At 66.9% G+C, this 25,051-nt stretch carries 19 protein-coding genes; 8 read left to right on the top strand and 11 right to left on the bottom strand.

Annotation, left to right across the window (positions count from 1 at the left end; genetic code table 11):
* Nucleotides 1-50: 50 nt before the first annotated feature.
* Both DFR50_RS22410 and DFR50_RS22405 read right to left on the bottom strand, forming a co-directional pair.
* Nucleotides 51-665: a response regulator transcription factor gene (locus tag DFR50_RS22410; protein ID WP_170153345.1), complete on the bottom strand. Its 615-nt coding sequence runs from the start codon at nucleotides 663-665 to the stop codon at nucleotides 51-53.
* 547 nt (nucleotides 666-1,212) lie between these two features.
* A complete protein-coding gene (locus tag DFR50_RS22405; RefSeq protein ID WP_113891495.1) occupies nucleotides 1,213-1,587 on the bottom strand; it encodes a hypothetical protein in 375 nt (124 codons plus the stop codon).
* 139 nt (nucleotides 1,588-1,726) lie between these two features.
* Between DFR50_RS22405 and DFR50_RS22400 the strand changes: the two genes are divergently transcribed.
* The 5 genes from DFR50_RS22400 (at nucleotide 1,727) to DFR50_RS22380 (ending at nucleotide 8,889) form a co-directional block, all read left to right on the top strand.
* The gene (locus DFR50_RS22400; protein WP_113891494.1) at nucleotides 1,727-2,089 is read left to right on the top strand and encodes a hypothetical protein; all 363 of its coding nucleotides are present in this window, start codon (nucleotides 1,727-1,729) and stop codon (nucleotides 2,087-2,089) included.
* Nucleotides 2,090-2,525: 436 nt separating this feature from the next.
* Nucleotides 2,526-3,701, top strand: coding sequence for a GNAT family N-acetyltransferase (locus DFR50_RS22395; RefSeq protein WP_113891493.1), 1,176 nt, complete (start codon nucleotides 2,526-2,528; stop codon nucleotides 3,699-3,701).
* Between the two features lie 376 nt (nucleotides 3,702-4,077).
* Nucleotides 4,078-4,965, top strand: coding sequence for a response regulator transcription factor (locus DFR50_RS22390; RefSeq protein ID WP_147262854.1), 888 nt, complete (start codon nucleotides 4,078-4,080; stop codon nucleotides 4,963-4,965).
* A gap of 175 nt (nucleotides 4,966-5,140) precedes the next feature.
* Nucleotides 5,141-6,589 carry a glycoside hydrolase family 16 protein gene (locus tag DFR50_RS22385; RefSeq protein ID WP_113891491.1) on the top strand — a complete coding sequence of 483 codons (1,449 nt, stop codon included), beginning with the start codon at nucleotides 5,141-5,143 and terminating at the stop codon, nucleotides 6,587-6,589.
* Nucleotides 6,590-7,368: 779 nt separating this feature from the next.
* On the top strand, nucleotides 7,369-8,889 hold the full coding sequence (locus DFR50_RS22380) for a glycoside hydrolase family 16 protein (protein WP_113891490.1): 1,521 nt from the start codon (nucleotides 7,369-7,371) through the stop codon (nucleotides 8,887-8,889).
* A gap of 100 nt (nucleotides 8,890-8,989) precedes the next feature.
* Here DFR50_RS22380 and DFR50_RS22375 read toward each other — a convergent pair whose 3' ends face one another.
* The 8 genes from DFR50_RS22375 to DFR50_RS22340 all read right to left on the bottom strand — a co-directional run bounded on the left by DFR50_RS22375 (nucleotide 8,990) and on the right by DFR50_RS22340 (nucleotide 20,201).
* A complete protein-coding gene (locus DFR50_RS22375; RefSeq protein WP_113891489.1) occupies nucleotides 8,990-9,724 on the bottom strand; it encodes a class I SAM-dependent methyltransferase in 735 nt (244 codons plus the stop codon).
* A gap of 111 nt (nucleotides 9,725-9,835) precedes the next feature.
* Nucleotides 9,836-11,173, bottom strand: coding sequence for a polysaccharide biosynthesis/export family protein (locus tag DFR50_RS22370; protein ID WP_170153344.1), 1,338 nt, complete (start codon nucleotides 11,171-11,173; stop codon nucleotides 9,836-9,838).
* Nucleotides 11,174-11,234: 61 nt separating this feature from the next.
* Entirely contained in the window at nucleotides 11,235-13,688 is a 2,454-nt protein-coding gene (locus tag DFR50_RS22365; protein ID WP_170153343.1) for a glycosyltransferase, read from the bottom strand.
* Between the two features lie 109 nt (nucleotides 13,689-13,797).
* On the bottom strand, nucleotides 13,798-15,099 hold the full coding sequence (locus DFR50_RS22360; RefSeq protein ID WP_170153342.1) for a glycosyltransferase family 4 protein: 1,302 nt from the start codon (nucleotides 15,097-15,099) through the stop codon (nucleotides 13,798-13,800).
* Complete coding sequence (locus tag DFR50_RS22355; protein ID WP_113891485.1) at nucleotides 15,087-15,989, bottom strand: hypothetical protein; 903 nt, start codon at nucleotides 15,987-15,989, stop codon at nucleotides 15,087-15,089. Before DFR50_RS22355 ends, DFR50_RS22360 begins: the two co-directional genes overlap by 13 nt.
* Nucleotides 15,976-18,177, bottom strand: coding sequence for a hypothetical protein (locus DFR50_RS22350; RefSeq protein ID WP_113891484.1), 2,202 nt, complete (start codon nucleotides 18,175-18,177; stop codon nucleotides 15,976-15,978). Before DFR50_RS22350 ends, DFR50_RS22355 begins: the two co-directional genes overlap by 14 nt.
* Nucleotides 18,178-18,216: 39 nt before the next feature.
* The gene (locus DFR50_RS22345) at nucleotides 18,217-19,440 is read right to left on the bottom strand and encodes a glycosyltransferase family 4 protein (RefSeq protein WP_113891483.1); all 1,224 of its coding nucleotides are present in this window, start codon (nucleotides 19,438-19,440) and stop codon (nucleotides 18,217-18,219) included.
* Nucleotides 19,437-20,201 (bottom strand): glycosyltransferase family 2 protein, encoded by a 765-nt coding sequence (locus DFR50_RS22340; RefSeq protein WP_245428044.1) that lies wholly within the window; start codon nucleotides 20,199-20,201, stop codon nucleotides 19,437-19,439. The genes DFR50_RS22345 and DFR50_RS22340 overlap by 4 nt, the downstream gene beginning before the upstream one ends.
* Before the next feature lie 588 nt (nucleotides 20,202-20,789).
* On the opposite strand from DFR50_RS22340, the gene DFR50_RS22335 reads away from it, so the two are divergent.
* Together DFR50_RS22335 and DFR50_RS22330 are read left to right on the top strand one after the other, a co-directional pair.
* Nucleotides 20,790-21,680 carry a class I SAM-dependent methyltransferase gene (locus DFR50_RS22335; protein ID WP_113891481.1) on the top strand — a complete coding sequence of 297 codons (891 nt, stop codon included), beginning with the start codon at nucleotides 20,790-20,792 and terminating at the stop codon, nucleotides 21,678-21,680.
* Nucleotides 21,681-21,785: 105 nt separating this feature from the next.
* Nucleotides 21,786-23,378 (top strand): glucosamine inositolphosphorylceramide transferase family protein, encoded by a 1,593-nt coding sequence (locus tag DFR50_RS22330; protein WP_113891480.1) that lies wholly within the window; start codon nucleotides 21,786-21,788, stop codon nucleotides 23,376-23,378.
* A 94-nt stretch (nucleotides 23,379-23,472) separates the two neighbouring features.
* Here DFR50_RS22330 and DFR50_RS22325 read toward each other — a convergent pair whose 3' ends face one another.
* Nucleotides 23,473-24,525 (bottom strand): fatty acid desaturase, encoded by a 1,053-nt coding sequence (locus DFR50_RS22325; protein WP_113891479.1) that lies wholly within the window; start codon nucleotides 24,523-24,525, stop codon nucleotides 23,473-23,475.
* A gap of 280 nt (nucleotides 24,526-24,805) precedes the next feature.
* Between DFR50_RS22325 and DFR50_RS22320 the strand changes: the two genes are divergently transcribed.
* A complete protein-coding gene (locus DFR50_RS22320) occupies nucleotides 24,806-24,994 on the top strand; it encodes a hypothetical protein (RefSeq protein ID WP_147262853.1) in 189 nt (62 codons plus the stop codon).
* Nucleotides 24,995-25,051: the final 57 nt, after the last annotated feature.

Raw genomic sequence — 25,051 nt, 5'->3', positions numbered from 1 at the left:
ACGGCAAACGAAGCCGTCAGTCCAGAAAGAATTCCTGTCGCGCGTCAGAGTTAATTCAGCGGAAGCTCGTCACACAATTCGAGGCCGATCTTGTCAGACATGACGGCGATTTCGGTTCTATTCTTCGCCTTCAATTTCGTCATGATGTGACGCACATGCACCTTTACCGTGCTTTCGGTCATATTCAGGTTATAGGCGATGACCTTGTTGGATTTTCCCTGCTGAATCGCGCGCACCACCGAGAGTTCCCGGGCGGTCAGCGCCGCAGGGGAGGACGCGATCCTGACCCCGTCCGCCTGGGCGTCCCGCCCGGCGGCGGGGCCCGCCGCCGCGAGGCAATCCAGAGGCGCATAGGTGCCGCCCGCCAGAATGACGCGGATCACCTCGACCATGACTTCGAACCTGGTGGTGAACGGAATGTACCCTTTCGCGCCGTGCGCAATGGCGATGCTGATGTATTCGACTTTCGGCGGCCCCAGAACGAGGACCGGAAGGGTCGGTTCGAAGTCGCGCAGCCGCGCCAGCGCCATCGCCAATGCCTCGCCGTCGACGCCCAGGCACGCCATGATGACGATCTCGCAATTCGCTCGCTTGTCGTCGTTTGCGAATTCCTCAACGTCGCCATACGCGAAGCAGACGTATCCCGACAGGGTTCCGAGCCCCATCCGAATGCAGTCCCTGATGAAGGACGGCTCCGCGACGACGCCGACCGCCCTGGTCGTGGTCGACCGGAGATCATTTGGCGCCGCATTCGGGACATCGAAGCCGGTCGCATCGTCGTCATCCTGATCCGGGACGGCCGTCGCCGTGGGCCTGTCCAACCCGTCGCCGGGTCCGTTATTCGCCATGGCCCCGATCTCCTGTCGCAACGACCCGAGCGCCGGCGCTTCCCGAGCGGAATGGAACCGTCGGAACGGCCTGAAGGCGCTTTCCTGCGTCTGCGCGGGTCGTTTCTGCATACCTCGATAGGTAAACATTAGATAGCACAACCGTCAGGTTGTCAAGTCGCGCGGCGTCGCGAGGATGGGAAGCGACGATTATTCGCGCTCCGCGCCCTACGGAACCGGGCCATTTCGACGCGCTGATTCGCCTGATCCTCTGCTGCAACCAACCTGTCCCCTGCGGAAGCCGCGGTCCGGATCCCCTCTGCAAGCGCGAGATTGCACCGGTTGCCGGGATGCGGGGACCGCCCGGCGGAACCTCGAGGCGGGGTCACCATTTCCGCACGGCGGAGACCTCGACCGTTACGTTGGCGGCGCGGCGCCTGGGGATGCGCTCGGCGGGAGAGACCACATAGGTGAAACCGCGACGGCCGCCTGCGGCGATGTTCCGGCCGCTCGCCGGCCAGAAGTCGCCGGTCAGCAGCACGTTCCCCTCGTCGTCCCGCAAGGTGAGGCGAATCTGAACGCCCGTCCCGTCGGAGCATTGGTTGGCCAGCTCGCCGACGACGTAGGTCGCGCGGCCCTGGACGATGACCTCGGCCCGTCCGACATCGATGTCGGCGACCGAGCACGCCGCCGGCGACCGCCCCGGCGCGGTCAACAGCACGATCCCTGCAATGGCGATCCGCTTTCCAGCGCTGCTCATGCCGGCTTGAAGCCCCGTCCAACAGCATGATACTGTATTGGCGCGCGCACGGATACAACCCCCGGGACGGACGGGGGATTGCCACGGCGTCGCGGGCCGTGCGACACTCTTCGCGCATCGGACGGGCGGCGGATTCCAGATGACGACGTTTCCGGTTGTTCTGTTTGCGACTGCGGCGGCCGCGCTCGGCGCCTATCTGCTGCTGTTGTGGTTCCGGAAGGAGAGGAAGCCGGTCCTGATCGGCTTTCACGTTCTGCTTGGCCTCGGCGTCGCGGAATCGCTGGCGGCCATTCTGCATCTGGGCGGTCTCGACGACGACGACGCGCTCAAGCGGCTCGCGCTGGTCGCGGGCGCGTTTCTCATGGCGGCGCTCGCCTCGGGCGTCTCGGCGCCGCTGTTCGGCAAGGCCTATCGCAACACCGCCAACACGCTGCTCGCCGTTCATGTGGCGGCCGGCCTCGCCGCCGTTCTCATCGTGTTCGTCGTTGCGGCGCGGCGGTAAGGGACCGCGCGCCGAGGACGCGCGCTGCGCCCGTTCCGGGGGGTGGACGCGGGAACGACGGCAGTCGCAATGCCTTTCCCGGATCGAGGCGCTGTCCTGCACGGCGGCCGATCCGCGCTGGGATTGCCAAACGCCGCCTGGTCGAGCGCTTCGCCCTCCGTGTCGCGCCGCCGAACGGCGGAGCCAACCAGTCGGCGTTGCGCCCGCGCGCCCCGGCCAAGTCAAGGGTTTGGCTCGCCGCAGACAATCCATTTGGAAACGAGAGCGTTCACTGATAGATTGCAGGCTGTAAATTAAATCGTTATTGAACGGGACGTCTCTCGTTCACTTAGATTATGAAACGGATTTCAACTTTGTCATCCTGTCGGGGTGTTTCCTTTACGCTCTGAGACTCTCTGTCGCTCGTACGATTTTCGGCAATTCCTACGAGGGGACCATGGTGTTGCGGAAGCAGGACACACTCTGCAAGGGCGACTGGTCAATCCACGTTCACAACGATCTTTCCGCCTTCTCCGGGTATTGGCCTGCCGCCACGAGCGTCACGCCCGCGCGTCGCTATGTTTTCCAATGCGCTGACGTTCTGGACGTCTGGCTTCGAACCATCGGCCGGAGGCGGAAATTCTCGCCCCAGTTGGTCGCCGTGCTGGACTCCGGCGGCTCCCCGCTGCTCCTGCTGCCTCTTTGCCTGGAACAGCGACACGGCTCCACCGTCCTCAAATTCATCGACGGCGACGTCAGCGACTATAACGCGCCGATCGTCTTTCCCGCCGCGCGCGACTGGGACGCCGCGAAAGTGGAGGTCCTGTGGGAGGACCTGAAGAAGCGGCTGCCGGCTTTCGACCTGGCGCTGTTGGAGAAGATGCCGACGGTCGTCGAGGACTGGCCGAACCCGATGCGGTTCCTGTCGACCGGCGCCTACAGCGAGAACGGCCATTGGATGACGCTTCCCGCAGATTGGGACGCCGCCGAAAAATCCATCCTGCCCGATCCCAGCGGCTCGCGCCGTCGCACGCGCAAGCTCGCCGCGCTCGGCGAAGTCTCCTTCTCGGTCGCCCGGACCGAAGAGGAGGCGCAAGCCTATCTGAAGGCGCTGATGGAGATGAAGGGCGCGCAATTCCGCCGGACGCTCGGGTATGACCGGTTCGTCCACGAGATCGGATATGCGCACTATTATGTCCAGGCCACGCAATCGATGTTCCGCAACGGTTCCGTCAACGTCTCCGCTCTCGCGGTCAACGCGACCATCGTCGCCGCCAACTGGGGGTACGTCGTCGGCGAAAGGTTCTACGGCCTGATGTCGTCCTACAGGGGCGACCCGGAGTGGAAGCCATACGCGCCCGGCCGGCTGCTGAACGAGTTTCAGATGAAGTGGGGCAGCCGGCAAGGGCTCAAGACGTTCGATCTCGGCGTCGGAGACGAGCCGTACAAGGTCCGCTATGCGCACGTCCACGTGCCGCTACGCGAGGCCTGTCTGCCGATGACTGTGAAGGGGCTGATGCTGGTTCTCGCCCGTTCGGCGAAGAATCAGGCGGCGGCGAGCCTCGAGGGAACCCAGTTGAAGGAATCGCTGAAGGAGGCGGTTCGCGGGGCGCGCGTCCTCCTGCACAGGTAGCGGCAGAGGCGGCGCCGTTCGACGCCGCCTCATTCGCCCGTGCGGTTGCTGAACGAGTCCAGGGCGCGGGGCGGGGGCGCGGCTCCGATCGCCGAGTCCCGGCGCCCTGCCCGCTCCTTCTCCCGCTCGCGCCGAAACCCACGAAATCCGCCAAGCCGGATCGAGCGCCGCCCCGCCGGCCAGGAGCGACGGCGTCCGCCCGTGGCGCAGCGAGGCGCGGACGAGCGACCGGCGGCGCCCCGCCTTCGGCGAGGCTCGCCGGCGCGTCGTCCGAAGCCGTCGATTGACCGAATCGCAATTGTCGAGCGACCCGTTGAGATCAATTCAGAATGTTGTAATATCGCGCAGAGTTAACAGGAGTGATAACGCCGGTTAATTGTTTTCACTGTTACGGTCTCACCAAATTTGCATCGGCGTCGCGGTCCAGATATTCACTTCGATTTTAGTTCACACTTCGATCAGGGGGTTAATAATGTCGATAAATCGACTGTACGCTGAGACGTATACGATCGACGCGACAGACCTGAACGACCACAGGCTGGAGCGCGCGCAGGAACGATCTGCCGAAACCGTCGCCAGGACACTGTCAATTATCGAGCGCCGCGTTTTCTTGCAAGAATGCCTGAAGAGAAGCCTGCAGGCGGCGTTTTCGTTACCGGTGAATACCTTCTCGTCGGTGGAAGAATTCAACGGCCGCGGCGACGCCGCGGCCGCCGGGTTGGTGATCGTCGTCCTCGCCGCGGAAGGCGGCCTGTCGAAGCCGGCGCTGCTCGACGCCTTGCCCGCGCTCGTCGCCCAGGCGCCGGTCGTCGTGCTGTCGGACAAGAACGATCTGGGCCTGATGCGAATCGTCATCCGCCAGGGCGCCAAGGGCTTCATCCCGATGACCATGGGGTTCGACGTCGCTGTCGAAGTCGTGCGCTTCGTCATGGCCGGCGGCGTCTACGTGCCGGCGGACAGCCTGCTCACGGGACTGTCGTCCGGCGCGACCAGCGCCCGTCGGGCCGATCCGACCAGCCCGATCACCGATCGGCAGCTCGCCGTCGTCCGGGCGATTCAGCAAGGAAAATCCAACAAGGTGATCGCTTACGAACTCAACATGACGGAAAGCACCGTCAAGGTTCACGTCCGAAACATCATCAAGAGATTGGGCGCGAAAAACCGTACCGATGTCGCGATCAAGACCAGCGGCCTTTTCTCGTGCGCGGGCTGCCAGCTCTTGAATGATTGCAGCGCTGACAACACCTGCATCAAGTTCATTTAGAACAATAAGGCCAATAGTCGTAGAGCGATCGCCACAACAACGCCTCAAATCAAAATACATCTGTGTCGTTACGACGCGAGCGCTGCGGGCGCCGTTAGAGTCGCCCGTCTTGCTTACGCATCGCTGTCGATGATTGGAATTTTATCCTGGTCTCAGCTCTGTCGGGAGATTGACAATGTCGGTAACGCTTTCTGCGCCGTACGGATACAAGGCCGGCGACCTGGTCTTCAACGACAACTTCAGCGGCACATCGCTCAGCGCCAATTCCTGGCTCCCCTACATCACCAGCGCCCGCGCCGGCGGCACGCCGTGGAACGCCAACGGCAGCGGAGGCAGCGGAATCGGCAGCGTCTACGACGCCGACTACGATCTGCCGCAGGAAGTCTGGACTGACAACGGCCTGACGCTGAACGCGGAGCGACAGAGCGTCGCCGGGGTCGACAATTTGCGCTGGGTGACGTTTCCGGTGACGGCCGGAGTGGTTTCGTCCTATGGAAAGATGGAGTTCGACGGCGGCTACCTGCAAATCAGCATGAAAGCGCCGGCCGGCGACGGCGCCTGGCCGACCCTGATGCTGCTGCCCGGCTCAGGCGCGCGCTCAGGCGACGACGAGGAAATCGACATTCAGGAAGGCGGCATGACCGGCTCCGGCGATCCGAACCAGGTGTTCGCCTATCACATCCACACGCCCGACCATGTCTACGGCGGTCAGGTCAACACCGGGGTCGATCTCACGCAGGGTTACAACACCTACGCCATCAACTGGATACCGGGACAATCAATCACCTGGTACCTGAACGGGCAGGCGATCGCGGAGATAACCAGCGCCGAGGCGCCGATTCCGGACGAGCCGATGGAACTGGTGATGGCCAATCAGGTGGCGGATTCTGCGGCCTCGGCATGGCACACGGTTCTGGACGGCTCCACGCCCGCATCCATGCAAATGGACATCGCAGACGTGCAACTGTATCAGGCGCCGGGCGCCGCGCGCTCGATCCTCGGGGCCAACGTCGGCGGCTCCAGGACGGCGTCGCTCGCGCCCGTCCCTCCGACCGTCGCCGTCGCCGACAGGACGCTCTCGGTCACGGAGGGCGGCGGAACGGTCGCTCTCGGCATTTCCGTCACGGCCCCGGCGGCCTCGACCTCGACCCTGGTCACGATCGAGGGACTGCCGGCCTACGAGACGGTCACGGACGCGCTCGATCACAAGACATTCGCCGGCGACAAGATCACCCTCACCAAGGCGCAGGTCGACAGCGGCCTGACGCTCACATCGTCTTATCGGGGCGACGCGAAGCCAACGGCGCTGCTGACGATTTACGCGACGGATACGATTGCGGGCGTGCAGTCCCGGTCGGCGACGCAGACTCTGATCGTCGTCGACCCTCCGGCATCGAAGCCCGCGCCGAGCGCGGACGCGCTGGCCAAGCTGATCGCGCCCCCGTCGACCGGCGGGGAGAGCGCGGCCTCGAGCCGCGCCTCGCTCGCGGTCGCCCTCGATCCGGGTTCTCGTCTGGCGGCGGCGCTGACGAGCCCTGTCGACGCAGCAACCACCTACACGGGCGCGCCCAGGGCTTTCGACGGCGGTCCGGAAAGCGTGGCGCTGGTCGCGCCGCGCGGATAACGCCGACGGGAAGGTCGAACGCCGGCGGGACGGCGGGTCGCGAAGCGTCCCGACCGTCGGCCGGACTCTGAGGGCCTCCCCTCCCCCGCGCGACCGGAGCGCAGTCGCCGACCTATCCGGCTGCGCCGGCGCCATCTGATCTCGTCCGGCGCGGAACGATCGAGGCGGTCCGCGCCCGTCGCCGCCTGACGTCGCCCGTGGGCCGAAGAGGCGACGGGAGGCGATTGCGCGCGGCTCGAGCCCAGGCTCGCCGCCCGCCGAATCCCCCGCGCCTTCAGCGCAATCCCCATGTCCCGTCGAGAGCCGACGTCGCGCGCTTGTCCCCCGCGCGCGGCCGGCTGCGCAGACTCCGAGATTCGGATTGTCACGGAGGCGCCGCGGGCGGCGGGGCAGGATTCGCTTTGGCCATCCTTGCTGTCTGGCGCCGCACAAATGAGAATAATGGCGAGAAATCGATTCCTACCGTCAAAAGTTTACAGTCGTATAATTCCTGTTTACACTTGTTTAGTTATTGTTTACATTTGTGTAAACTATCAATATAGACCGCGCCAAAATGCCACATAGACGTTACTGATGAGATTTGATCTAAGAGGGGCCAGCGGTAATACGAAAGGAGAGATGGCGAAGATCACATATCTATCAGTACCCATATCTCTACTCGCTTATGATCGCCAAATAAATATCGATTATTCGGATCGATAGGTTCTATATGGCCATAAGCTTACCCGTCCCATGGTCCAGCGCCGCTATCGCGGCCTGTATATGATTGGAATAGTTCTATGTCTGTCACACTGTCAGCGCCGTCCGGCTTCACCGCCAATGACTTGGTCTTCAACGACAGCTTCAGCGGCTCGAGCCTGAACACCGCCGACTGGAATACCTACATCACGAGCAACGCCGCCCAGGGCTACCCCTGGAACAAGAGCGCGAACGGGAGCGGCGTCGGCGGCCCCTACGACGCCGACTACGACACCCCGGCCGAGGTGGGCGTCAACAACGGCCTGACCCTGAACGCCGTGCAGAAGAGCGTCGCCGGCGTCAACGACGGCGCGAACCAGACCTTTCCGATCAGCGCCGGCGCGGTGTCGACCTACGGCAAGATGGAGATCGACGGCGGTTACGTGCAGATCAGCATGAAGGAGCCGGGCGGCGACGGGCAATGGCCCAGCCTGTGGCTCTTGCCGGGCTCGGGCGCCGGCTCGTCGGGCGACAACTTCGAGATCGACATGCAGGAGGGCGGATACTCCGGCTCCGGCAACGCCAACGACGTTCTCGCCTATCATCTCCACACGTCGGGCGGCACCGTCGGCGGCCAGGTCAATACCGGCGTCGATCTAACGGCGGGCTACAACACCTACGGGATCGACTGGATTCCGGGCAAGTCGATCACCTGGTATCTCAACGGGAAGGAAATCGCGGAAGTCACCAGCGCGCAGGCCACGATCCCGAACGAGCCCATGGAACTGATCATGAGCAACCAGGTCGCGAACTCCAGCACCGCCGGCTGGCATACGTCTCTGGACAGTTCCTCGCCCCAGTCGATGCCGATGCTGGTCAACGACGTCCAGGTCTATCAGGCGCCCGGCAGCGGCGACACCATCAAGGGCGCGAACGTTACGGCGACCAGCAGCGGGTCGACCGGCGGCGGGTCCACTGGCGGCGGGTCCACTGGCGGCGGATCGACCGGCGGCGGGTCCACCGGCGGCGGGTCGACCTCCGGCCCACTGACGCTGTCGATCGCCAACAAGGCGCTGCAGGTCACGGAAGGCGGCGGCAAGGTCGGACTGGGCGTCAGCGTCACGGCGCCGTCGACCTCGACCTCGACCCAGGTGCTGATCAAGGGTCTGCCGAGCTACGAAACGATCTCCGACGCCGCCGATCACAAGACCTTTTCGGGCAGCTGGATCGTCCTGTCGCAGGCGCAGGCCAACAGCGGTCTGACGCTGACGTCGAACTACACCGGCAGCGGCAAGCCGACGGCGACGCTCACGGTTCAGGCGCGTGACGAGGTCGCGGGAACCTATAACTACACCGCTTCCCAGACCATGACCGTGCTCGATCCGCCGGCGGCGACATCGGCGGCGACGGGACAGGCCTCGGACGTCGTGGCCAAGCTCCTTCACGCCCCGTCGATCGGCGCTTCGGCCGGCGCCGGCGGAATCCAGGTCGCCCACAGCGATCTGGCCGCGGCGATCACGGGCGGGTTTGGCGCAGGGTTCGCGAGCGAGCCTCAGGTCGGCGTGCATGCGCCCCTGGGTCAGAACCTCGCCGCCTTCGACGGAAGGCCCGCGCTTCACTGAGCCCGGCTTACAAAGGCGCCCGTCTGTCCGACGGGCGCCAGAACAGGAGCGCGGGGCCGCGATTGCGTCCCCGCGCTCGCCATTGTCGCCTTCCGCTGCGTCAGTTCGGCGGCGCGGCCGGATTGGTCGATTTCTTGAACTTGACGATCAGGACGCCCGGCTGATCGCCGCACGTTTGCTCGTCGAAGTCGGTGTCCGGTTTCAGGAGATCGACGTAGCTCGAGGTCTTCTTGCAGCGCCGCAGGAAAACAGGCGCCAACTCGGGCTTGAACTTGTCCACGATGTCCCAGCGAAGGGTGACCGGCTCGGCCATGGTCGGACTATGATTGACGTCGACGCCCAGCAGAAGAAGTCCGCCCGGCGCCAGAACCCGCTTGATCTCGCCGATCGTCTCGTCGACGTCGTCGACGTGGTCGAGCGCGTTGAAGCACGACACGATGTCGAAATAGCCGTCGCGAAACGGAATGTGCTCGGAGGGCGCCTTCACGTATTTCGTTTTGTGGGAATCGATCCCGAGGAGCCGGTACTGGTCCACGAGCGGATCGAGACCGATCCGCTCGGCGGCCATGTCGGCCCACTCGAGTGTGCCCTGGGGACCGCACCCGACGTCGAGAATGCGCTTGCCCGCGAAATCCTCGAGACGGAGGTCAACCAGGGCGGTGAAGCACGGCTCGTACACCCCGAGGAAGGGTTCCCCGGGCGCGGCGAACTTTCGCCGCAACCACTCCTTGGACCAGAAGGCGAATTCAAAGGATCGCTTGATTGGGACATCGATGTTCAGTCTCTGGAACACAGGCGCCATTTGATTCAGCGTTTTCACCGATCGCTCGAACATGACCGCTCTCCCGGATCTTTATAAAGCGCCATCACTCCATCCTGATCTTGATAATTTCCTTCACGCCGCGAGACGGCGCCCGGCAGGCTGCGCCGGCGCGTTCCGCTCCGGCTATTTCTCACTGACCGTGTCGTTCGGTTCTTTCCCGATCGGCAAGAACACCTTGATGAGATCGCCCGGCTGCAGGAGGCAGGAGGGCTTGACCCGGTACGTCGCCGCGGAACTGCCGACCCGGCGCACGATCTCGTAGGCGAGCGGAGCGGCCCCCGGCGACGCGTCGGGATCTGCGTTGAGGATGTTCATGGTCGTCAGATGCGATCGATAGACGATCCACTGATTTGCGATTTGCAGTTCCAAATCGGCGATCTCGTGTTGCAGCGCGTGCCTCGCCTCGAGTTTCAGCCTGACCAGGTTCGCCTGCGCGTCGACCAGTTGCTGCTGCGTCTGCTGGATGCCGAGCGTGACGTCCTCCCTCTTCGACAGGTTGTCCAGGTACTGGGCTTGCGCGTCCTGGTACAACGGTCCGGACAAGAGCCCCTTGGAGACCATCGACTTCAACGTGTCCATCCGCGCCGTGCGCTGCTCGATCGCCTGTTCAACGTACTTGATCTGGCTCTGCCTCAGTTCGAGCGCCTGCCGGGCGCTGTCGACCATGCGGGTCTGGCCCTGCTCCTGAATGTCGTTCGCCTCGACCACCGAGTTCCGCTCGCTCACCTGGGCGGCGATCAGCGCCTTGGCTCGGGTTTCGCCGGCCAGATCGACCAGGGACTGGGGCACGGACGCGGGAGACCCCTCGTACTCGGCCAGCAGCACCGCCTGGCGCGCGAGCAGACGCTCGAGCGTCTGCTTCGCCTGCTCGCCAGTGCCCAGCTCCTGCATCGTCTGCACCAGAATCTGGTGCGATTCGAGCTTGATGTCCTCGAATCCGCCGGCGAGGCTGAGCGCGTGCGCGACCGTCAGTCCGGAGGTGTACTTGTAGGCGCCGGGGCTCTTGACGACGCCGTCGACATAGATCGGCTGATGCTCGGCGACCGCGATCGAGATCATCCCGACATGTCCCAGGCTCGACTCGAACGCCTTGCCGATCGCGTCGGTCAATTGCTGGACCGACTTACCGGCGGCGGTCAGCTGCCCGATGATGGGGACCGAGATCGAGCCGTCGTCGGCGATCCTGAAGTCGCCGCTGACCTCGGCGCGCAGCCGGTAACTGGGAAACGTGCGCCTGTCCGACGGCAGGCGGTCGTTCGGATCGGGGTCGATCCGCTCGTACACGGTCACTGTGATCCGGTCGCCGGACCGAAACAGGGCGGCCTCGGCGTCGTCCTGCGAGCAGAACGCGTCGCCGGGAGGACCGCTGTCGGCCCCCGGATAGCGCGGGCCGGCGAAGGCCATGGCGGGAGCCGCGACGGCGATGGCGACGCAGGCCGCCAGAGTGTGCAGGTTCTTCACGTTTCGCTCCAACATCGCTCGAATTGACTTGAAGCTAAGTCCCGCCATTTTAAGTAAAAACTCATCTTGTGGCCGAACTTTGACTTCTGGCGCACGGTCCGGCGCCCGCCGCCGGCGCAGCGACGCGACGCCCGGATTGCGCTCGCCCCGCAGCGGCGTCGCCGGATCCGGGCGGCGGCGGCGAGCGGCCCGCAGGCAAACCCAGCGTCTCCCAGGCGTAGCCCGAGACCGTGCTGGCGAGTCCGGCGACGATGGCGGCGGCGCGCGCGCCCGCCCGGACGTCCAGCCGGACGACCAGGCCGGCGGCGCCGCGGGCGACGCCGGCCATGAGGGCGCCGAGGACGTAGCCGCGTTCCGTCGCCAGCGACCGCGCGCCCGCGAGCTTTGCGACCCGGGCCTTGGACACGCCTTCGGCGAAGCAGCGCAGCACGAAATAGGCGAAGGTCAAGCGCTCGGCGGGAACCTTGTGCGCGACGCCGGCGCCCGGGGCATAGACGAATTTCGCGCCGGGAATGGCCCGCGCCGCCCGCAGGCTGAACTCGGTCTCTTCGCAACTGATCGGCAGCCGCGACCCGTTGCGCCCGAGCCGCGGATCGAACCCGCCGACGCGCTCGAAGATCGATCGGCGCAGGCCCATCGCGCAGCCGAGACCGTTGCGCACCTCCCCCGCCTCGAGGCCGCGATAGGCGCAGCCGACGACCCAGAGAAACTCGTCCGGGAACCAGGACGGACGCGCGCCGATCCAGCGCGCATGCGCCGCCGAGCCGACGCCGCACACGCGCGCGTCGTCGAACCACGGCGACATGGCGGCGAGCCAACCGGGTTCGGCCACCGCGTCATCGTCGAGAAACGCCACGATCCGGCCGCCCGAGACGGCCACGCCGGTGTTGCGCGCCGCCGACAGCCCCTTTTGCCCACGGTTCTCGACCACGACGACGTCGCCGAACGCCGTCCTGCAGCGCTCGTAGAGCGCGCGGTTGTGATCGACGACGACGACGATCTCCCGGGCCGGAAGGTCCTGCGCCTGCGCCGACCGGACGGCGTCGCAGACGTCGGGCCAGCGGTCGAGCGTATGGACGCAGATGACGATGGAGAACGAGGCTGGCGCGTCGGCCTCGCCGTCGGCGCCCGCCTCTTCGGCTTCTTGAATCGCATTCGCGGCCATGGCCCGCCCCTCCTCCGCCCTTGTCGATTGCATCGTCGCCGCGTCTCGCCCGAGGCCCGCCCGGCCGCGCCTGCGCGCCCCCGCCGGCGCGGTCGCGCGCCACAGCGCCGGCGACAGGCACGCCGCCTCGACGCCCATCGCCAGAAGCCAGCCGGCGGTCGCGCCGAAGAGTCCGTCGATTTTGGCGCCCATCGCGGCGAACAGAACCTCGACCGCGCCGAAGGCCGCGAGCGCCAGCGCGGCGCGGCGGATCTTTCCGTCGAGGCGCTGCACCGTCATGTAGTGGACCTTGACCGCCAGCAGGGGAACGCTCAGCCCGAGGAAGCGCAGATCCGATCCGACGAGACCGGGATAGACCGGATTCAGGAGGCCGAGCAGGACGTTCGACAGCAGCCCGAACCCGGTCGCCGCGACCGCGCCGACGCCGAGCGAGACGAGGAGCGAGAAGCGGACGCTCGAGGCCCTCGACGACGAATCGCCCGCGCCAACGGTGAACAGCACGTTGGCGAGCGCGGCGGGGAGGACGCTCGCCAGACTGAGCAGCATCCATGCGGCGTAGAAGGCCGCGTTCTGCGCCGGCGACACCACGAGCGCGATGATCAGCGGAAGGATCAGGCTCGGCGCGATCGAGGCGACATTGAGCACGTAGTGCCAGAACGCGATTCCGCCGAGTCGCCACAACAGATCGAACCTCGGCCAGGCCCAGATGCGGACCCCCCTGGCCAACGCGAGGCCGACGAGGCCGAGGGTGGCGACCAGCTGGCCGAGCGCCCAGGACCCGACGATCGCGTCGACCTGCCACTCCTCGCGGATGGCGATCGCCGCGAAGCCGATCAGGACGACGAGCTTGGCCACGGAGAACAGCAGGTTCCTCAGGAGGCGAAGCGAGGCTTGCAGCATGCCGATCAGCGCCGCGTCGAGCACGGCGGTCACGGTTTGCAGGCAGACGCCGACGACCACCAAGAGCCGCGTCGAGACCGACGCTTCCGGCGCGACCCCGAGCCCGTGCGCGAACAGGGACGCCGCCACGAGATAGGCGAGGCCGAAGGCGCCCGCGCTCGCCAGCGACGCCGCCAGCGCCGCGGCGACGAGATGCGGGGCCATTGTCCGGTCGCGCGGGATTTCCCCCTGAAGCAGCGTGCCGAAGCCGATGTCGGCGGCGACGCTCAGGAGCAGCATCAGCGAAATGGCGGCCGAGCCGAGACCGACCGCCGCGGGCGCGAAGTCGCGCGCCGCCGCCCACCAATAGACGAAGCCGAACGCGCCGTTCGCCGCCGTCGCCAGCGCCAGCGCGCCGGCGTTGAAGGTCAAATCGAAATGGACGTGGAGCGACCGTCGCGCCCGCCGCACAGGCGCCAGCCAATCGCGTCCCGCTCCGCGGTCCGAACCCTCCGCCCGGCGCGGGTCGCGACGCCGAACCGCCCCGCGCCCGGCCGGGGGGGCGGCCGCCCGATCCTGACTAACCGCCATCCTCGCCCCCTGCCCCGGGTAGACACAAGTCGCCGAAACCGATCCCGGCGGCGGTCGCGGGGGCCGGCCGGCGGTGGTCGAGAACGTCGCGGTAGACCGCTTCGATGCGGGGACCGACGCTCGACGCCATGAACGCCTTCACTGTCCGCCGCGCCCCAGCCGCCAGCCGGCTGCGCAGCCCCTCGTCGGCGGCGAGCGCGGCGATCGCCTGCGCCAGGCCGTCGGAATCCCCCGGACGCACGAGCAGGCCGTTGACGTCGTGGTGGACGATGTCCGGGTTGCCGCCGACCCGCGTCGCGATCATCGGCCTGCCGCTCGCCATCCCCTCCATCAGCACGGTCGCGCAGGCTTCCGGCCCGATCGACGGCAGGACACCGGCAAGGCTCCGGCTCCAGGCGTGCATGACCGCGTCGTGCGGCCAGTCGTGAAAGACGTGGGTGTTGCTGGGCCATTGCGTCGGCGTATCGGGACAGTTGCGGCCGATCAGGACCAAAGGCGGCGCGCCCTCCAGCCCGGCGTAGGCTCGGCTCAACACCGCGACGCCCTTGAAGCGGCGAAGATCGCCGACGAACAGGATGAAGGGCTCGCGCGGCAGCCCGGCGAGGCGCTCGTCTCCCGCGCCGCCGGGCGAGGCGACGTCGTCGCGGACGAAGTTGGGCACCACCTCCCAGGGGGTCGGGCCGTCGACCAGACGATTGCCGACGGCGACCGCGGCGCTCACCGGCAGGAAGCGGTCGACGAGGCGCCGCTCGAGGCCGCCGGACATCCAGTTCGCCGCCAGCGTGATCGAACCCTTGGCCGCGCCGTAGTGATCGGCGGCGCAGGCGGCGCATTTGCGCAAGGCCGGGCCGCTGCAGGTTTCGCCGCGATGGATGGCCGACTTGGTGACGCAGGCGAGGCTCAGGTCGTGCAGCGTCACCACGAGGCGCGGGCCGTTCGCCCGCTTCAGCGGCAGGAAGGCGTGGAGAAGCCAGTTGTGGGCGTGCACCACCTCGATCCGCTCCGAGGCGATCACGCGCCAAAGTGCGGCGGTCAGCCCCGGGTCGGGAAAGGGCGGAACGTGGGTGCGGTTCGGGTCGGTGAAGAGGCCGCGCCAGCGCTGCGTCAGCCCCTTGATGCGGACGATGCGCACCCCCTGGTCGACCTCGCGCTCGGGCAGGCCGTCGCGCCAGACGGTCGCGACCGCGACATGGTGGCCGCGTCCGACCAGGAAGCCGGCCAGATCGCGCACGTGGCGCTCCTCGCCGCCGATCGCCGGGTGGTAGAACTGCGTCAGCATCAGAATACGCATGGCGGCCTCCCATGCGTGTCGTCGCCGAGCGCGCATTGCGGCGCTGTCCAGGCCCGCCGGTAGACGGAGGACCTGTCTTCCGAGCGGTAGACGAGCGCTTCGACGCGCGGCGCCGCGCCGAGGCCGACCCGTTCGGAGACGGTGGCGAGCGGCGCGCCTTGACCGCGCGCCCCTTCCTTCAAGGGTTGGACAGGCCGCGGATACTTGCCGAGGCCCGCCCACCGGAAGGTCGTCGTCCAGGTTTCCCCAGGCTTCAGCGGCACGTCGCTCCACGACTGGACGAGGCTGTGGTCCACCAGCACCTCGATCGCATAGCGTTCCGCGCCCGCCTCGGCGTTGCGCAATCCGATCACCACCGCCTCCGCATCCCCCTGTTTCGGAACCACCCAAAGCTGCGTGGTCACGAAGTCGCGCCGGTCGAGATTGAGGACGACCGCCAACGCCACGGCCGCGCCGGCGAGGGCGACCGCCAGCGTCGCCATCGTCAGGTTCGCGGCCCACGCCGTGGCTCGCTGCGCCCGCGGCGCTTCGGGCGCGGCCGGCGCGGCGGCGCGCGGCGCCCTCGCGAGGGCGACGATCGAGGCCGCGCAGGCGATCGCGCCGAGCAAGAGGAGGAAGCCCTGCCGCGTGATCGAATCCGCGAGGTTCAGGAGCAGGCCCGAGACGATCACGAGCGCGAGGCTCAGCGCCACCGTCACCGAAGCCCGTTCGAGCCGCCCCTCGGGATCGGCGTCGAGCGCGCGCAGGACCGCGCGACCCGGCAGATAGACGACGAGCGGCGCGGCCGCGGCCAGGTCGACGAGGGGATGGGGCGACCACCCCAGGACCGCGACGCAGGCCAGCGCGGCGGCGAGCTCGAGGAGCGTGGCGCGGGAATCACTTCGCGACATGGCGCAGGACTCCCTCGTCTTGATTGACCACGACGCGGCCGCCGAGGCTGCTCGCCGTCGCGGCGCCCTGTTCCAGCTTCAGGGACTGCGCCGCGCCGGGGGAATCGCTGTCGGGCGGCTCGGGCGGACCGGGCGAGGCGGCGTCGTAGCCGACCTTGTCGCGTTCCTTGACCGTTCTCGCGACCGACGACGCCCGGTCGAGCCGGACCGTGTCGCCGTCGATCGGCGCGGCGCTGTTGCGCGGCGTCTCTTCCACGAGGGCGCCGACATCGTAGACGACCTCGTAGCCGTTGTCGTAGATCCGGCCCACCTGCAGGAGGTCGTCGAACTTCTCCAGATCGGCGGCGAGCGGCGGCGCGGCGTGCAGATCGCGCGGCTCGCCGGCGGAGAAATAGTAGCCGAAGAGCGGCCGGGCGTGCTGAAGGCGCAGGTCGACCAGCAGGAAATTGGCGCCGGCGTTCTGGACCATCATGCGGTCCCAGGGCGAGAACGTCGGGTCGAAAATCGTCAGCCCGAGTTCCTCGCCGTCCTGTTCCTGGGTGACGATCCGCTGGCCGCCATAGGTCGCGAGCAGCAGACGGTTGACCCGGTCCGAGGCGAACCGCCGCCCCTCCCCGAGCCATTCCCGCGTCCATTCGGCGGTCGCGATCCCCATCGGCTCGACTGAGCTGCCGTCGGCCGCCGCGCGGTAGGGCCCGGCGAGGAGATCGGGCGGGAGTTCGCTGATCATTCCGCCGACCAGCAGGACCACGAGGCCGAGGCCCGCGAAGGCGGCTCGCGTCCGGCTCGCCCGCGGCGTGATCCAGACCCTCGCCGCGCCGACCGCGACCACGAGGCCGACGCCGAGAAAGACGAAGGCCGACATCCGGTTGCCCAGTTCCCAGCCGCCGCCCGTCAGCCGCATCGCGACGCTCACCGGAAACAGGAACGTCAGCAGGGTCAGCACGATCGCGAAGGCGTTGTCGCGCATGCCGAGAACCGCCGGCTTCGGGCCGGCGGCGGACGCGGACGCGGCGCGCCCGCCCGGTAGACCCAGAGCGCGGAAGAAGCCGACGACCAGTCCCGCCGAAACGAGTGCGACCGACAGGATCGCGACCACCCGGTAGACGGCCGGCTGCTGCGCGCCGTCGGCGGACTCGAACAGCATGCGTCCGGCCCGGCTCCCCCGGAGGAAGCCGAAGAAGGCGCGCAGGGACATCGCCAGGAGGTCTTCGATATAGAGGTCGGCCCGGCCGCCCGAGACCGACTTCCAGACTTCATTGGCGAGGAACGCCATGAGGGCGAACGCCCCGACCGACCATCCGGTCCTGCGGTCGCCGCGCACGAAGGCCGCGACCGCCACAGACGCGAGAATCAGGACGCCGATCCAGGATGTCAGGTGATGGCTGACGGCGAGGGCGAAGAGAATGGCGGCGTTGACGACCACCAGCCCGGCGGTCGACGCGGCCGCCGACCGCGTCCCGCGCGCTTCGGGCCGCCGAGAAACCAGGAGCGCGACGAAGATCGCAGCGAACAGAAAGTCGACGGCAATGGTTTCATAAGAAAAGGAACCGAGGAATGTGTAGAAGTTGCTGTTCGCCATGTAGACGACGGCCGCCAGCGCCGCCACCCACGACGACCGGGAGACGGCCTCGAACACCAGGAACACGAGCGACACGCACAGCAGGCGCAGGACGCCGACGAGCAGGATGGCGCAGGGAATGACGCCGAGCCCGGTCAACTGGACCAGGGCCGCGGTCACGATCTCGAGCGCCGGATAGGAGGGGCCGACCTGCAGGAGCGTGTTGACGGTGAAAAGATGGTGGCGCTCGAGAACGTCGATCGTGCTCGACCAGTGTAAATACTCGTCATGGCCGTAGAAAGTGGTGGGGCTGGCGATGACCCGGGTGAGATAGAGACTGATCGTCACGACGTTGAGCAGCCAGATCCTCTCGGTCCGGGACACGCGCGGCCAGGCGATCCGCATCGCCGCCGGAACGATGATCACGGCCACGCCGGGCCAGAACGCCGCTTCGGCGGGAAACGAGCCGACGAGCGACAAGCGCTCGGCGAAGGCCATGCCGAGGAGCGCGGCGGCGGCGACGAGCGCCAGCAGCGGCGCCCAGCCCGCGCTTTCGGCGGGCTCGACGCAGTCGAGTCCGCGCGGGTCGCAGCCATAGCCGAGCCAGCGGAAAACGGTCGCGATCATGACGGACCGCAGGCGCAGCGGGGGTCGGAAGGCCTCATCTCAGACGCCTGCCGCCCGCGTTGCGTCCCGCTCGCGGCCGAGCGCGTCACGATAGATCGACAACAAGCTATCGACGCAATCCTCCCAGGTTGGAAGCGCAACCGCTTCGGGAATGGGCCCCTCCTCCATCATCTCGACCATGAGCCGGGCGCGCTCCTCGGCGCGGCAAGCCGGCGGCGCGCCGCGCGCGCGGCCCTCGGCGACGATCTCGGCCAGTCCGGCGGCCTCGCTGACGACGATCTTGCGGCCGAGCGCCAGCGCCTCCATCACCGCCACCGGATGGGCCTCGTAGTCGCTGAAGAGGACGACCAGGTCGGCGCTCGCCAAGAGATCGGCCATCGCCCGCCGGTCGCCGGACGGTATGCCCCCGATCGTCACCGCGTCGGCGAGACCGAGGCGAGCGACGAGCCGGCGCAGCGGACGTTCGTAGGGGCCTTCGCCGAGCACGCGCAGACGCGCGCCGGGCAGTCGGCTCAGGATATGGGGCATCGCCTCGATCGCCCGGTGGTGGCCCTTGTAGCGCTCGAGTCGTCCGATCGAAACGATCAGACGATCGCCCGACCGGCGCGTCCGGCCGACCGCCGGACGGGGAAGCTCGCCGCCGTTCGGGACGACGTGGAACCGGTGCCGCGCGACGCCCATCGTCCGGCTGAAGAAATCGGCCTCGTAGCGCGAGACGCCGATCAGCCGGGCCGCCCCGTTGACCAGCGGCCGAAGCGCCAGGCGCTGGGCGCCGCGCACCGCCCTGCGCAGCGGCGAGGAATGGCCGCCGCTATGGAACGTGAGCACGAACGGCAACCCGGCGCGCCGCGCCGCGTCCATGGCGATCGGCGCAACGAAGGTGTGGTATCCCTGGACATGGACGATGTCCCACCGCCCGGCGGCGATCACGTCGTAGATCCGCGGGGCGAAGCGCACGTCCGACCCCCGCGGCCACGCCGGAACCCGGATGATCGACACGCCGTCGAGATGGTCCCGGGCCGGCAGGGCGCCGGTCGTGTCGGTCGTGAGCAGGTCGACGCGCAAGCCGCGCGCCGCCAGCCGGCGCGCGGTCTCGTAGACATGGGTCTCGACCCCCCCGGCGAGGGGAAAGAACCGCGCGCTGACCATCAGGATTCGCGCGGGGCCTCCGTCGTCGAGACTCGCGGCCGCCGGCCGCGGCGCGGCGGCCGACGAGCCGGGAAAGACCCCGAGCGGCCACGATCCGGAGGCGGCGGTGGTCATGCCGACGCCGCCCGGGACGAATTCGGCGCCACCCTTTCGCGCAGGATTGTGCGAAGCACCCGCCAACCGTCCGGGATCGCGCGCAGATTGCTCACGCCGTGGACGCGCTCGGCCTCGCGGCTCGCGACCTCGGCGATCTTGAGCCCGTGCTGCAGGGCCCGGACGCACAGGACGGTTTCGATCTCGAAGCCGTCGGTCTCGCCGTCGAACAGAGGAGTCCAGCGTCGCCAGAACGCCATGTAGCCATAGCAGAGATCGCTGAAGCGGCAGCCGTAGAGAAGGCGTACGGAGGTGGTCAGCCCCCAGTTGCCGAGCGCGCGGAACGTCGAAAGGTCAGTGCTCCCGCCGCCTTCGATGAAGCGGGAACCCTTGGCGAAGTCGGCGCCGGCGAGCAGAGCGCCGACGAGGAGGATCATTTCATTGGGGTTCATCGACCCGTCGGCGTCGATCGTGACGATGATGTCGCCGGTCGCGCAGGCGAATCCGGCGCGCAACGCCGCCCCCTTCCCGCGCTTGCTCTCCAGAACGACGCGAACGTCCCGGCGAAGCTGACGGGCGACCTCGACCGTGCCGTCGGTGGACCGTCCGTCCACGACGATCACCTCGTGGACCCAGTTCGGGATCTGTGGAATCACGTGCGCCAGGTTCGGCGCCTCGTTGAGGGTCGGCATCACGACGCTGACCCTGGGGATCGGCACGTGCCGCCACGCGGGATCGAGGAAGGACAAGGTCTCAGGCGTCGGCGCATCGGAGGGCGCCAAGCCTCGTAGCCCCGCGCCTTCCAAACGCTCTGTCAGGTCTATTCGCTCCGACATAACGTGAACCCTCCGACTGGATAGAGAACGCGTCCCACACAGTCGCTCGCCCGAAGGAAGCGACCTGGATCCGCAATATGAACGTAGAGACCCTCTATAATCTAGGGTATACGTGACATTATACTCTCGATAAGCCCCAAGTTGTCACTAATAACAATTTTATGTCAAACCGTTGACGATGTCCAATAGCTCATTCTTGGTATTTATACAAGATTTTGCTATCAAGAGCGGTATGCTCATATCACACCGCGATCACAAAAGGAACCGAAAGGTGCGTTTTAGTCGAAATGGGTATACATACCCAAGACCAAACCCCAACTTTGGAGTCATTCCGTATCATGCAGTCGCAAAGATGACTCTGTTTACAATGCAGCCTCGACCGACAAGCTTTGCACGCGCGTCGCTATCATGCTATCACTCGTTCTCGTTGCAAGTGTCGGCGAGACACGCAATAACAATGCAAACATACAGTGTGGCGTTGAAACGCGGGCGAGAGCCTTTCGTCGCGTGACACGGCTGCCAGCCTGACAGTCAATGGTTGCGCAGCCGGCGATTTGGCGGCAATTCGCCGTTTCTGCTTTGACCGCTAATCAGGGATTTCAATTTATCGTGAAACGATCGATTGAACAGATCACCCGTCATTACACCGTCGAGCGTCAGCTCTCAGATCGATTGCGGGCGGCGTCGCGCGCCGAACGCCGCATGCTTTACACAGCCGTCTACAATGAGCTGTTCTCTCTCGTTCCCGACCATCCCCAGAATGTCATGAAGACGTCGCCGAGAAGAGCGGATGACGAGACGAGCAGACAATTCAGCATACTGCGGTCGTTTATCAATCCGAACATGACCTACCTGGAAATCGGCGCCGGTGACTGTAGTCTCGCGGTTCAAATCGCAAACGAAGTTAAGCGTGTCTATGCGTTGGAAGTCTCGGACGAAATTGCCAGAGGAGTCGAATTTCCTTGTAATTTCACTTTACTGCTCACAGACGGCGTCGAGATTCCGGTTCCGCCCGGGAGCGTCGACATCGTCTACAGCAACCAGTTGATGGAGCATTTACACGCGGACGACGCGTTCGAACAACTCTCCCAGGTGTTCCGCGCCTTGCGCCCGGGAGGCGTGTATCTCTGCATAACGCCGAACCGCCTCGGCGGCCCTCACGACATCTCACAATATTTCGACAGTACGCCGCGCGGATTCCATCTGCGCGAATACAGCAATGCAGATCTCGTCAAAATCTTTACGGCAGTTGGATTCCGTCGGTTCCGCTTCATTTTGAATTATAAAGGCCTGGTCTTGTACGCCCCGATTCCGCTGTGGCCGGTCTTGATGTATGAGAAGGCGATCGCACGACTTCCGAGTCGGTTGAGAAAATTGTTCGCCTATCCTCTGATCGGGGTGAAATTCATCGGATACAAAGTCTGAATATTGAACCACATTCTCATCAGCGGGCGAGAGCGCAACATGAATCCGCATCAACAGCCCGTCCCAGGCACGGTCCGGTCGGACCCAGGACAAGATCGGCGGCTCGTGACCATCGCGCTCGACAAGGGCGGCGTTCTGCGCTGGCACCTGTGGCTGATCGAGGCCCTGCGCGTCCGTTACGACGTCGCGGTGCTTCTCCTCGCCCTCGACAACGCCGTCCGTCTACCCGCCGCCTGCCGGGTGGCGTTCGAACTCGAGCGCATCCTCTACCGGATTCCGTCCGGCGCAGCCGTCGACACGGTGGACGCGGCTGAAATCGCATCGCTGCCGATTGCGGACATCGAGAGAGGCCACGGCTTCGATTCCGCCATCGACTGCACGGGACGCCTGTGTCCCGGCGGCCGGCGCGTGCTGACGCCGCTGTTCGACGGGATGCCGGGCGAGATCGGCCTCGTGTCGGCGCTGCTCGACAACCGCCGGATCGTCATCGCGATCGACGACGCCGAGCGCCCCCTCGACAGCGTGACGGCGACGCCGGCGCTGGCGGATCGCAAGGTCCTCTTGCACGCCATCGACAATGCCTGCTCGATCGCCGTCGAACTGGTGATCAAGGCGCTCGAGCGGCAGCCGATTCCGGTCACGCGGCGCCTCACGCCGCCGCGCCGCGACGCTTCCGTCGCCGGGTCCCTCGCCTTCGTGGCCTCGAGCCTGGCCTGGAAAGTGAACCGCTATCTGTCGCTTCGGCTGGCCGGGCGCGAGCAGTGGTCGGTCGCCTGGCGCAAGACCGGGGGCGTCGGCCTGATCGAGGGGCGGGACGGCGATTTCGCGGTCGTGCCCGACGACGGGCGCCGCTATTTCGCCGACCCTTTCGTGTTGCGCCACCGCGGCCGCACGGCCGTATTCATGGAGGAGTTTTCATTCGCTACACTGCGCGGCCGCATCGCCGTCGCCATGTTCGAGGACGACGGCGCTCTCTCGCCCCCCCGCCCTGCGCTCGAGGACGATTGCCACCTGTCCTATCCACACGTGTTCGAGAGCGACGGCGCCGTCTGGATGATCCCGGAATCGGGCGACCGGGCCAGGGTCGACCTCTATCGCGCGGTCGATTTTCCGTTTCGCTGGCGGCGGGAAGCCACGCTCCTCGAAGGCGTCGCCGCCTATGACGCGACCGTGATGCGCGACGGCGAAGGCTGGTGGATGTTCGCCGCGACGCGGGTCAGGCGCTCCACCGGCTGGGACGTCCTCAATGCCTATTACGCGCCCGACATCCGCGGACCCTGGCGCCCCTGCGCCGACAATCCGGTCGTTCTCGACGCGCGCGCCGCGCGCTCGGGCGGCGGCGTCATCGCCTTCCGCGGCGAGCGCCTGCGGCCCGTGCAGGACTGCTCGCCCAGTTATGGCTCGGCGATCGCCCTTTGGCGCATCGACCGAATCGACCGCGCCGGTCTCGAACAGACGCAGGTCGCCAGGATCACGAGCGACCGGTTCGGCGTCCACACCTTCAATGCGGCGTCCGGGTTCGAAGTGATCGACGGATTCGGCAGAACCCGAGGCGCGCCAAGCTTGACCGTTTCGCTGCGCAAGACGCCTTCCGACCCGCCGGCCGTCCCGGCCCCGGGTCGCAGGCGCGTCGAACGGGAGGCCGACGGCGACGCCGGTCCCATCCCCCTGCCGCAACGCTTCGGCAACGACGCGTAAGCGGCAGGCCGCTGAGCCGGAACGCGTCCCGGGTCGGCGCTTCCGTTTGCGCCGGCGTCGGCCCCTTGCCGGCAAATCCTCGGCGCCAGACGCGCTACCGCGCCGCCGCGCGCGGCTCGGCGAGACGCCGCGAGGCGCGGGCCTCGCGAAACGACACCAGCCTGCGCTTTCCCTCGTCCCAGAGGGCGAGCCGAACGCAGCCGAGGCTGTCGCGGAGGCTCAGGCGTCCGACTTTCGCCAGGTCCGGATGGTCGCGCAACACCGTCCCCAGCCGGTAGAAGGGGATGCCGCTCGACAGGTGGTGCACGTGATGGATGCCGATGTTGGCTGAGAACCAGTCGAGCGGCGGCGGCAATTCGTAGAGCGAACTGCCGGCGAGCGCCGCCTCCGGCTGGCTCCAGCCGGCCGACCGCTCCCAGGTCGTCCCCTGAAACTGATGCTGGACGTAGAAGAGCCACACGCCGGCGGTCGCGCCGAGGACGACGATCGGCAGATGGACGATAAGGACCGGCGCCAGGCCCGCGCCCCAGATCAGCAGTCCCGCCGCCAGCGCGATCCCGGCGTTGGTGGAGAGCGCGCTGAGCCACGGCATCGCCCCCTTGCGCAGGAAACCGATCGGCAGGCGATTCTCGATCAGAAACAGATAGGCGGGGCCGAGGCCGAACATCACCAGCGGGTTGCGATAGAGCCGGTAGGCCAGCCGACCGCGCCAGGATCGGGAAAAGTACTCGCCGACCGTCAGCGTATCGATGTCGCCGATCCCGCGCCGGTCGAGGTTGCCCGACGTCGCGTGGTGGATGGCGTGGCTGCGCCGCCAGTGATCGTAAGGCGTCATGGTCAGGACGCCGATCGCCCGGCCGACCCACGCATTGGCGTGCTTGTTGGGGAAGAAGGCGCCGTGCCCGCAGTCGTGCTGGATCATGAACAGGCGCACGAGGAGCCCGGCGGCGAACGGCGTCAGCGCGAATGCGAGCAAGACGAGGCCGTGCTGGACGGCGACGAGCATCGCCGCATAGAGCGCCGCGAACGGCGCGAAGGTGACCGCGAGTTCGAGAACCGCCCGCCCGGCGTCCGCCTTGCGGTAAGGGCCGAGCGCCTGCGCCCAGTCGCGCGCCGCGAGCCGCACGGCGGTCGTCTGCATTGACATGATTGGAAAACTCCGACCGCGCCGTTCGAACGGAATCTTCGCGTCGAACGGCGGGAGTCGACTGCGCCTGCGGCAAGTGGGCCTGTCGCCGCATGTCGCAACTCGCCTTTGCCTCACAATCGGGGCGGCATGAAGACGCGAAGCCGGTTTTCCGCGGCGGTCGTGGAAAGTCGCGCCCTCGGGCGTTCGGACACGGGCGCCGGTCGCTCCGTCGCCGGCGCTCCAGCGGGCCTCGCAAAAGGCGCAAACCCCCGCCAGGGTCGCCGGTATGGAACAGACGATGACGGCTTTGGAGCGGGCGTTTCACCTCGCGAGGTCGGGACGCTTCGCGACGCTCGCGGAGATGGTCAACGCGCTTCGACGCGATCGCTACGATATCCAGCAGGTCCAGGGCCCGGCGCTGCGGCGCCAGCTCACGGCCCTGATCAGGGCCGCGCGCGCGGCGGGCGAGACGCCCGAGCAAGGCTGAGCGGGCGCAAGCTGTCCGCCTGACGGACGCCGACGCTCGCGCAGCGGCGGCGAACGT

Origin of the sequence: Roseiarcus fermentans, assembly GCF_003315135.1 — a bacterium.
In the GTDB taxonomy this organism is placed as follows: domain Bacteria; phylum Pseudomonadota; class Alphaproteobacteria; order Rhizobiales; family Beijerinckiaceae; genus Roseiarcus; species Roseiarcus fermentans.
Note: the sequence above shows the minus strand (reverse complement) of the source record. Positions and strands in the feature narration are given on the sequence as shown.

What these genes read in the sequence shown, in the direction of transcription:
- DFR50_RS22375 (WP_113891489.1), bottom strand. Translation starts at nt 9,724, where the DNA reads ATGTTCGAGCGATCGGTGAAAACGCTGAATCAAATGGCGCCTGTGTTC.
- DFR50_RS22360 (WP_170153342.1), bottom strand. Translation starts at nt 15,099, where the DNA reads ATGCGTATTCTGATGCTGACGCAGTTCTACCACCCGGCGATCGGCGGC.
- DFR50_RS22335 (WP_113891481.1), top strand. Translation starts at nt 20,790, where the DNA reads ATGGTTGCGCAGCCGGCGATTTGGCGGCAATTCGCCGTTTCTGCTTTG.
- DFR50_RS22320 (WP_147262853.1), top strand. Translation starts at nt 24,806, where the DNA reads ATGACGGCTTTGGAGCGGGCGTTTCACCTCGCGAGGTCGGGACGCTTC.
- DFR50_RS22380 (WP_113891490.1), top strand. Translation starts at nt 7,369, where the DNA reads ATGTCTGTCACACTGTCAGCGCCGTCCGGCTTCACCGCCAATGACTTG.
- DFR50_RS22385 (WP_113891491.1), top strand. Translation starts at nt 5,141, where the DNA reads ATGTCGGTAACGCTTTCTGCGCCGTACGGATACAAGGCCGGCGACCTG.
- DFR50_RS22410 (WP_170153345.1), bottom strand. Translation starts at nt 665, where the DNA reads ATGGGGCTCGGAACCCTGTCGGGATACGTCTGCTTCGCGTATGGCGAC.
- DFR50_RS22325 (WP_113891479.1), bottom strand. Translation starts at nt 24,525, where the DNA reads ATGTCAATGCAGACGACCGCCGTGCGGCTCGCGGCGCGCGACTGGGCG.
- DFR50_RS22400 (WP_113891494.1), top strand. Translation starts at nt 1,727, where the DNA reads ATGACGACGTTTCCGGTTGTTCTGTTTGCGACTGCGGCGGCCGCGCTC.
- DFR50_RS22355 (WP_113891485.1), bottom strand. Translation starts at nt 15,989, where the DNA reads ATGTCGCGAAGTGATTCCCGCGCCACGCTCCTCGAGCTCGCCGCCGCG.
- DFR50_RS22395 (WP_113891493.1), top strand. Translation starts at nt 2,526, where the DNA reads ATGGTGTTGCGGAAGCAGGACACACTCTGCAAGGGCGACTGGTCAATC.
- DFR50_RS22405 (WP_113891495.1), bottom strand. Translation starts at nt 1,587, where the DNA reads ATGAGCAGCGCTGGAAAGCGGATCGCCATTGCAGGGATCGTGCTGTTG.
- DFR50_RS22345 (WP_113891483.1), bottom strand. Translation starts at nt 19,440, where the DNA reads ATGACCACCGCCGCCTCCGGATCGTGGCCGCTCGGGGTCTTTCCCGGC.
- DFR50_RS22350 (WP_113891484.1), bottom strand. Translation starts at nt 18,177, where the DNA reads ATGATCGCGACCGTTTTCCGCTGGCTCGGCTATGGCTGCGACCCGCGC.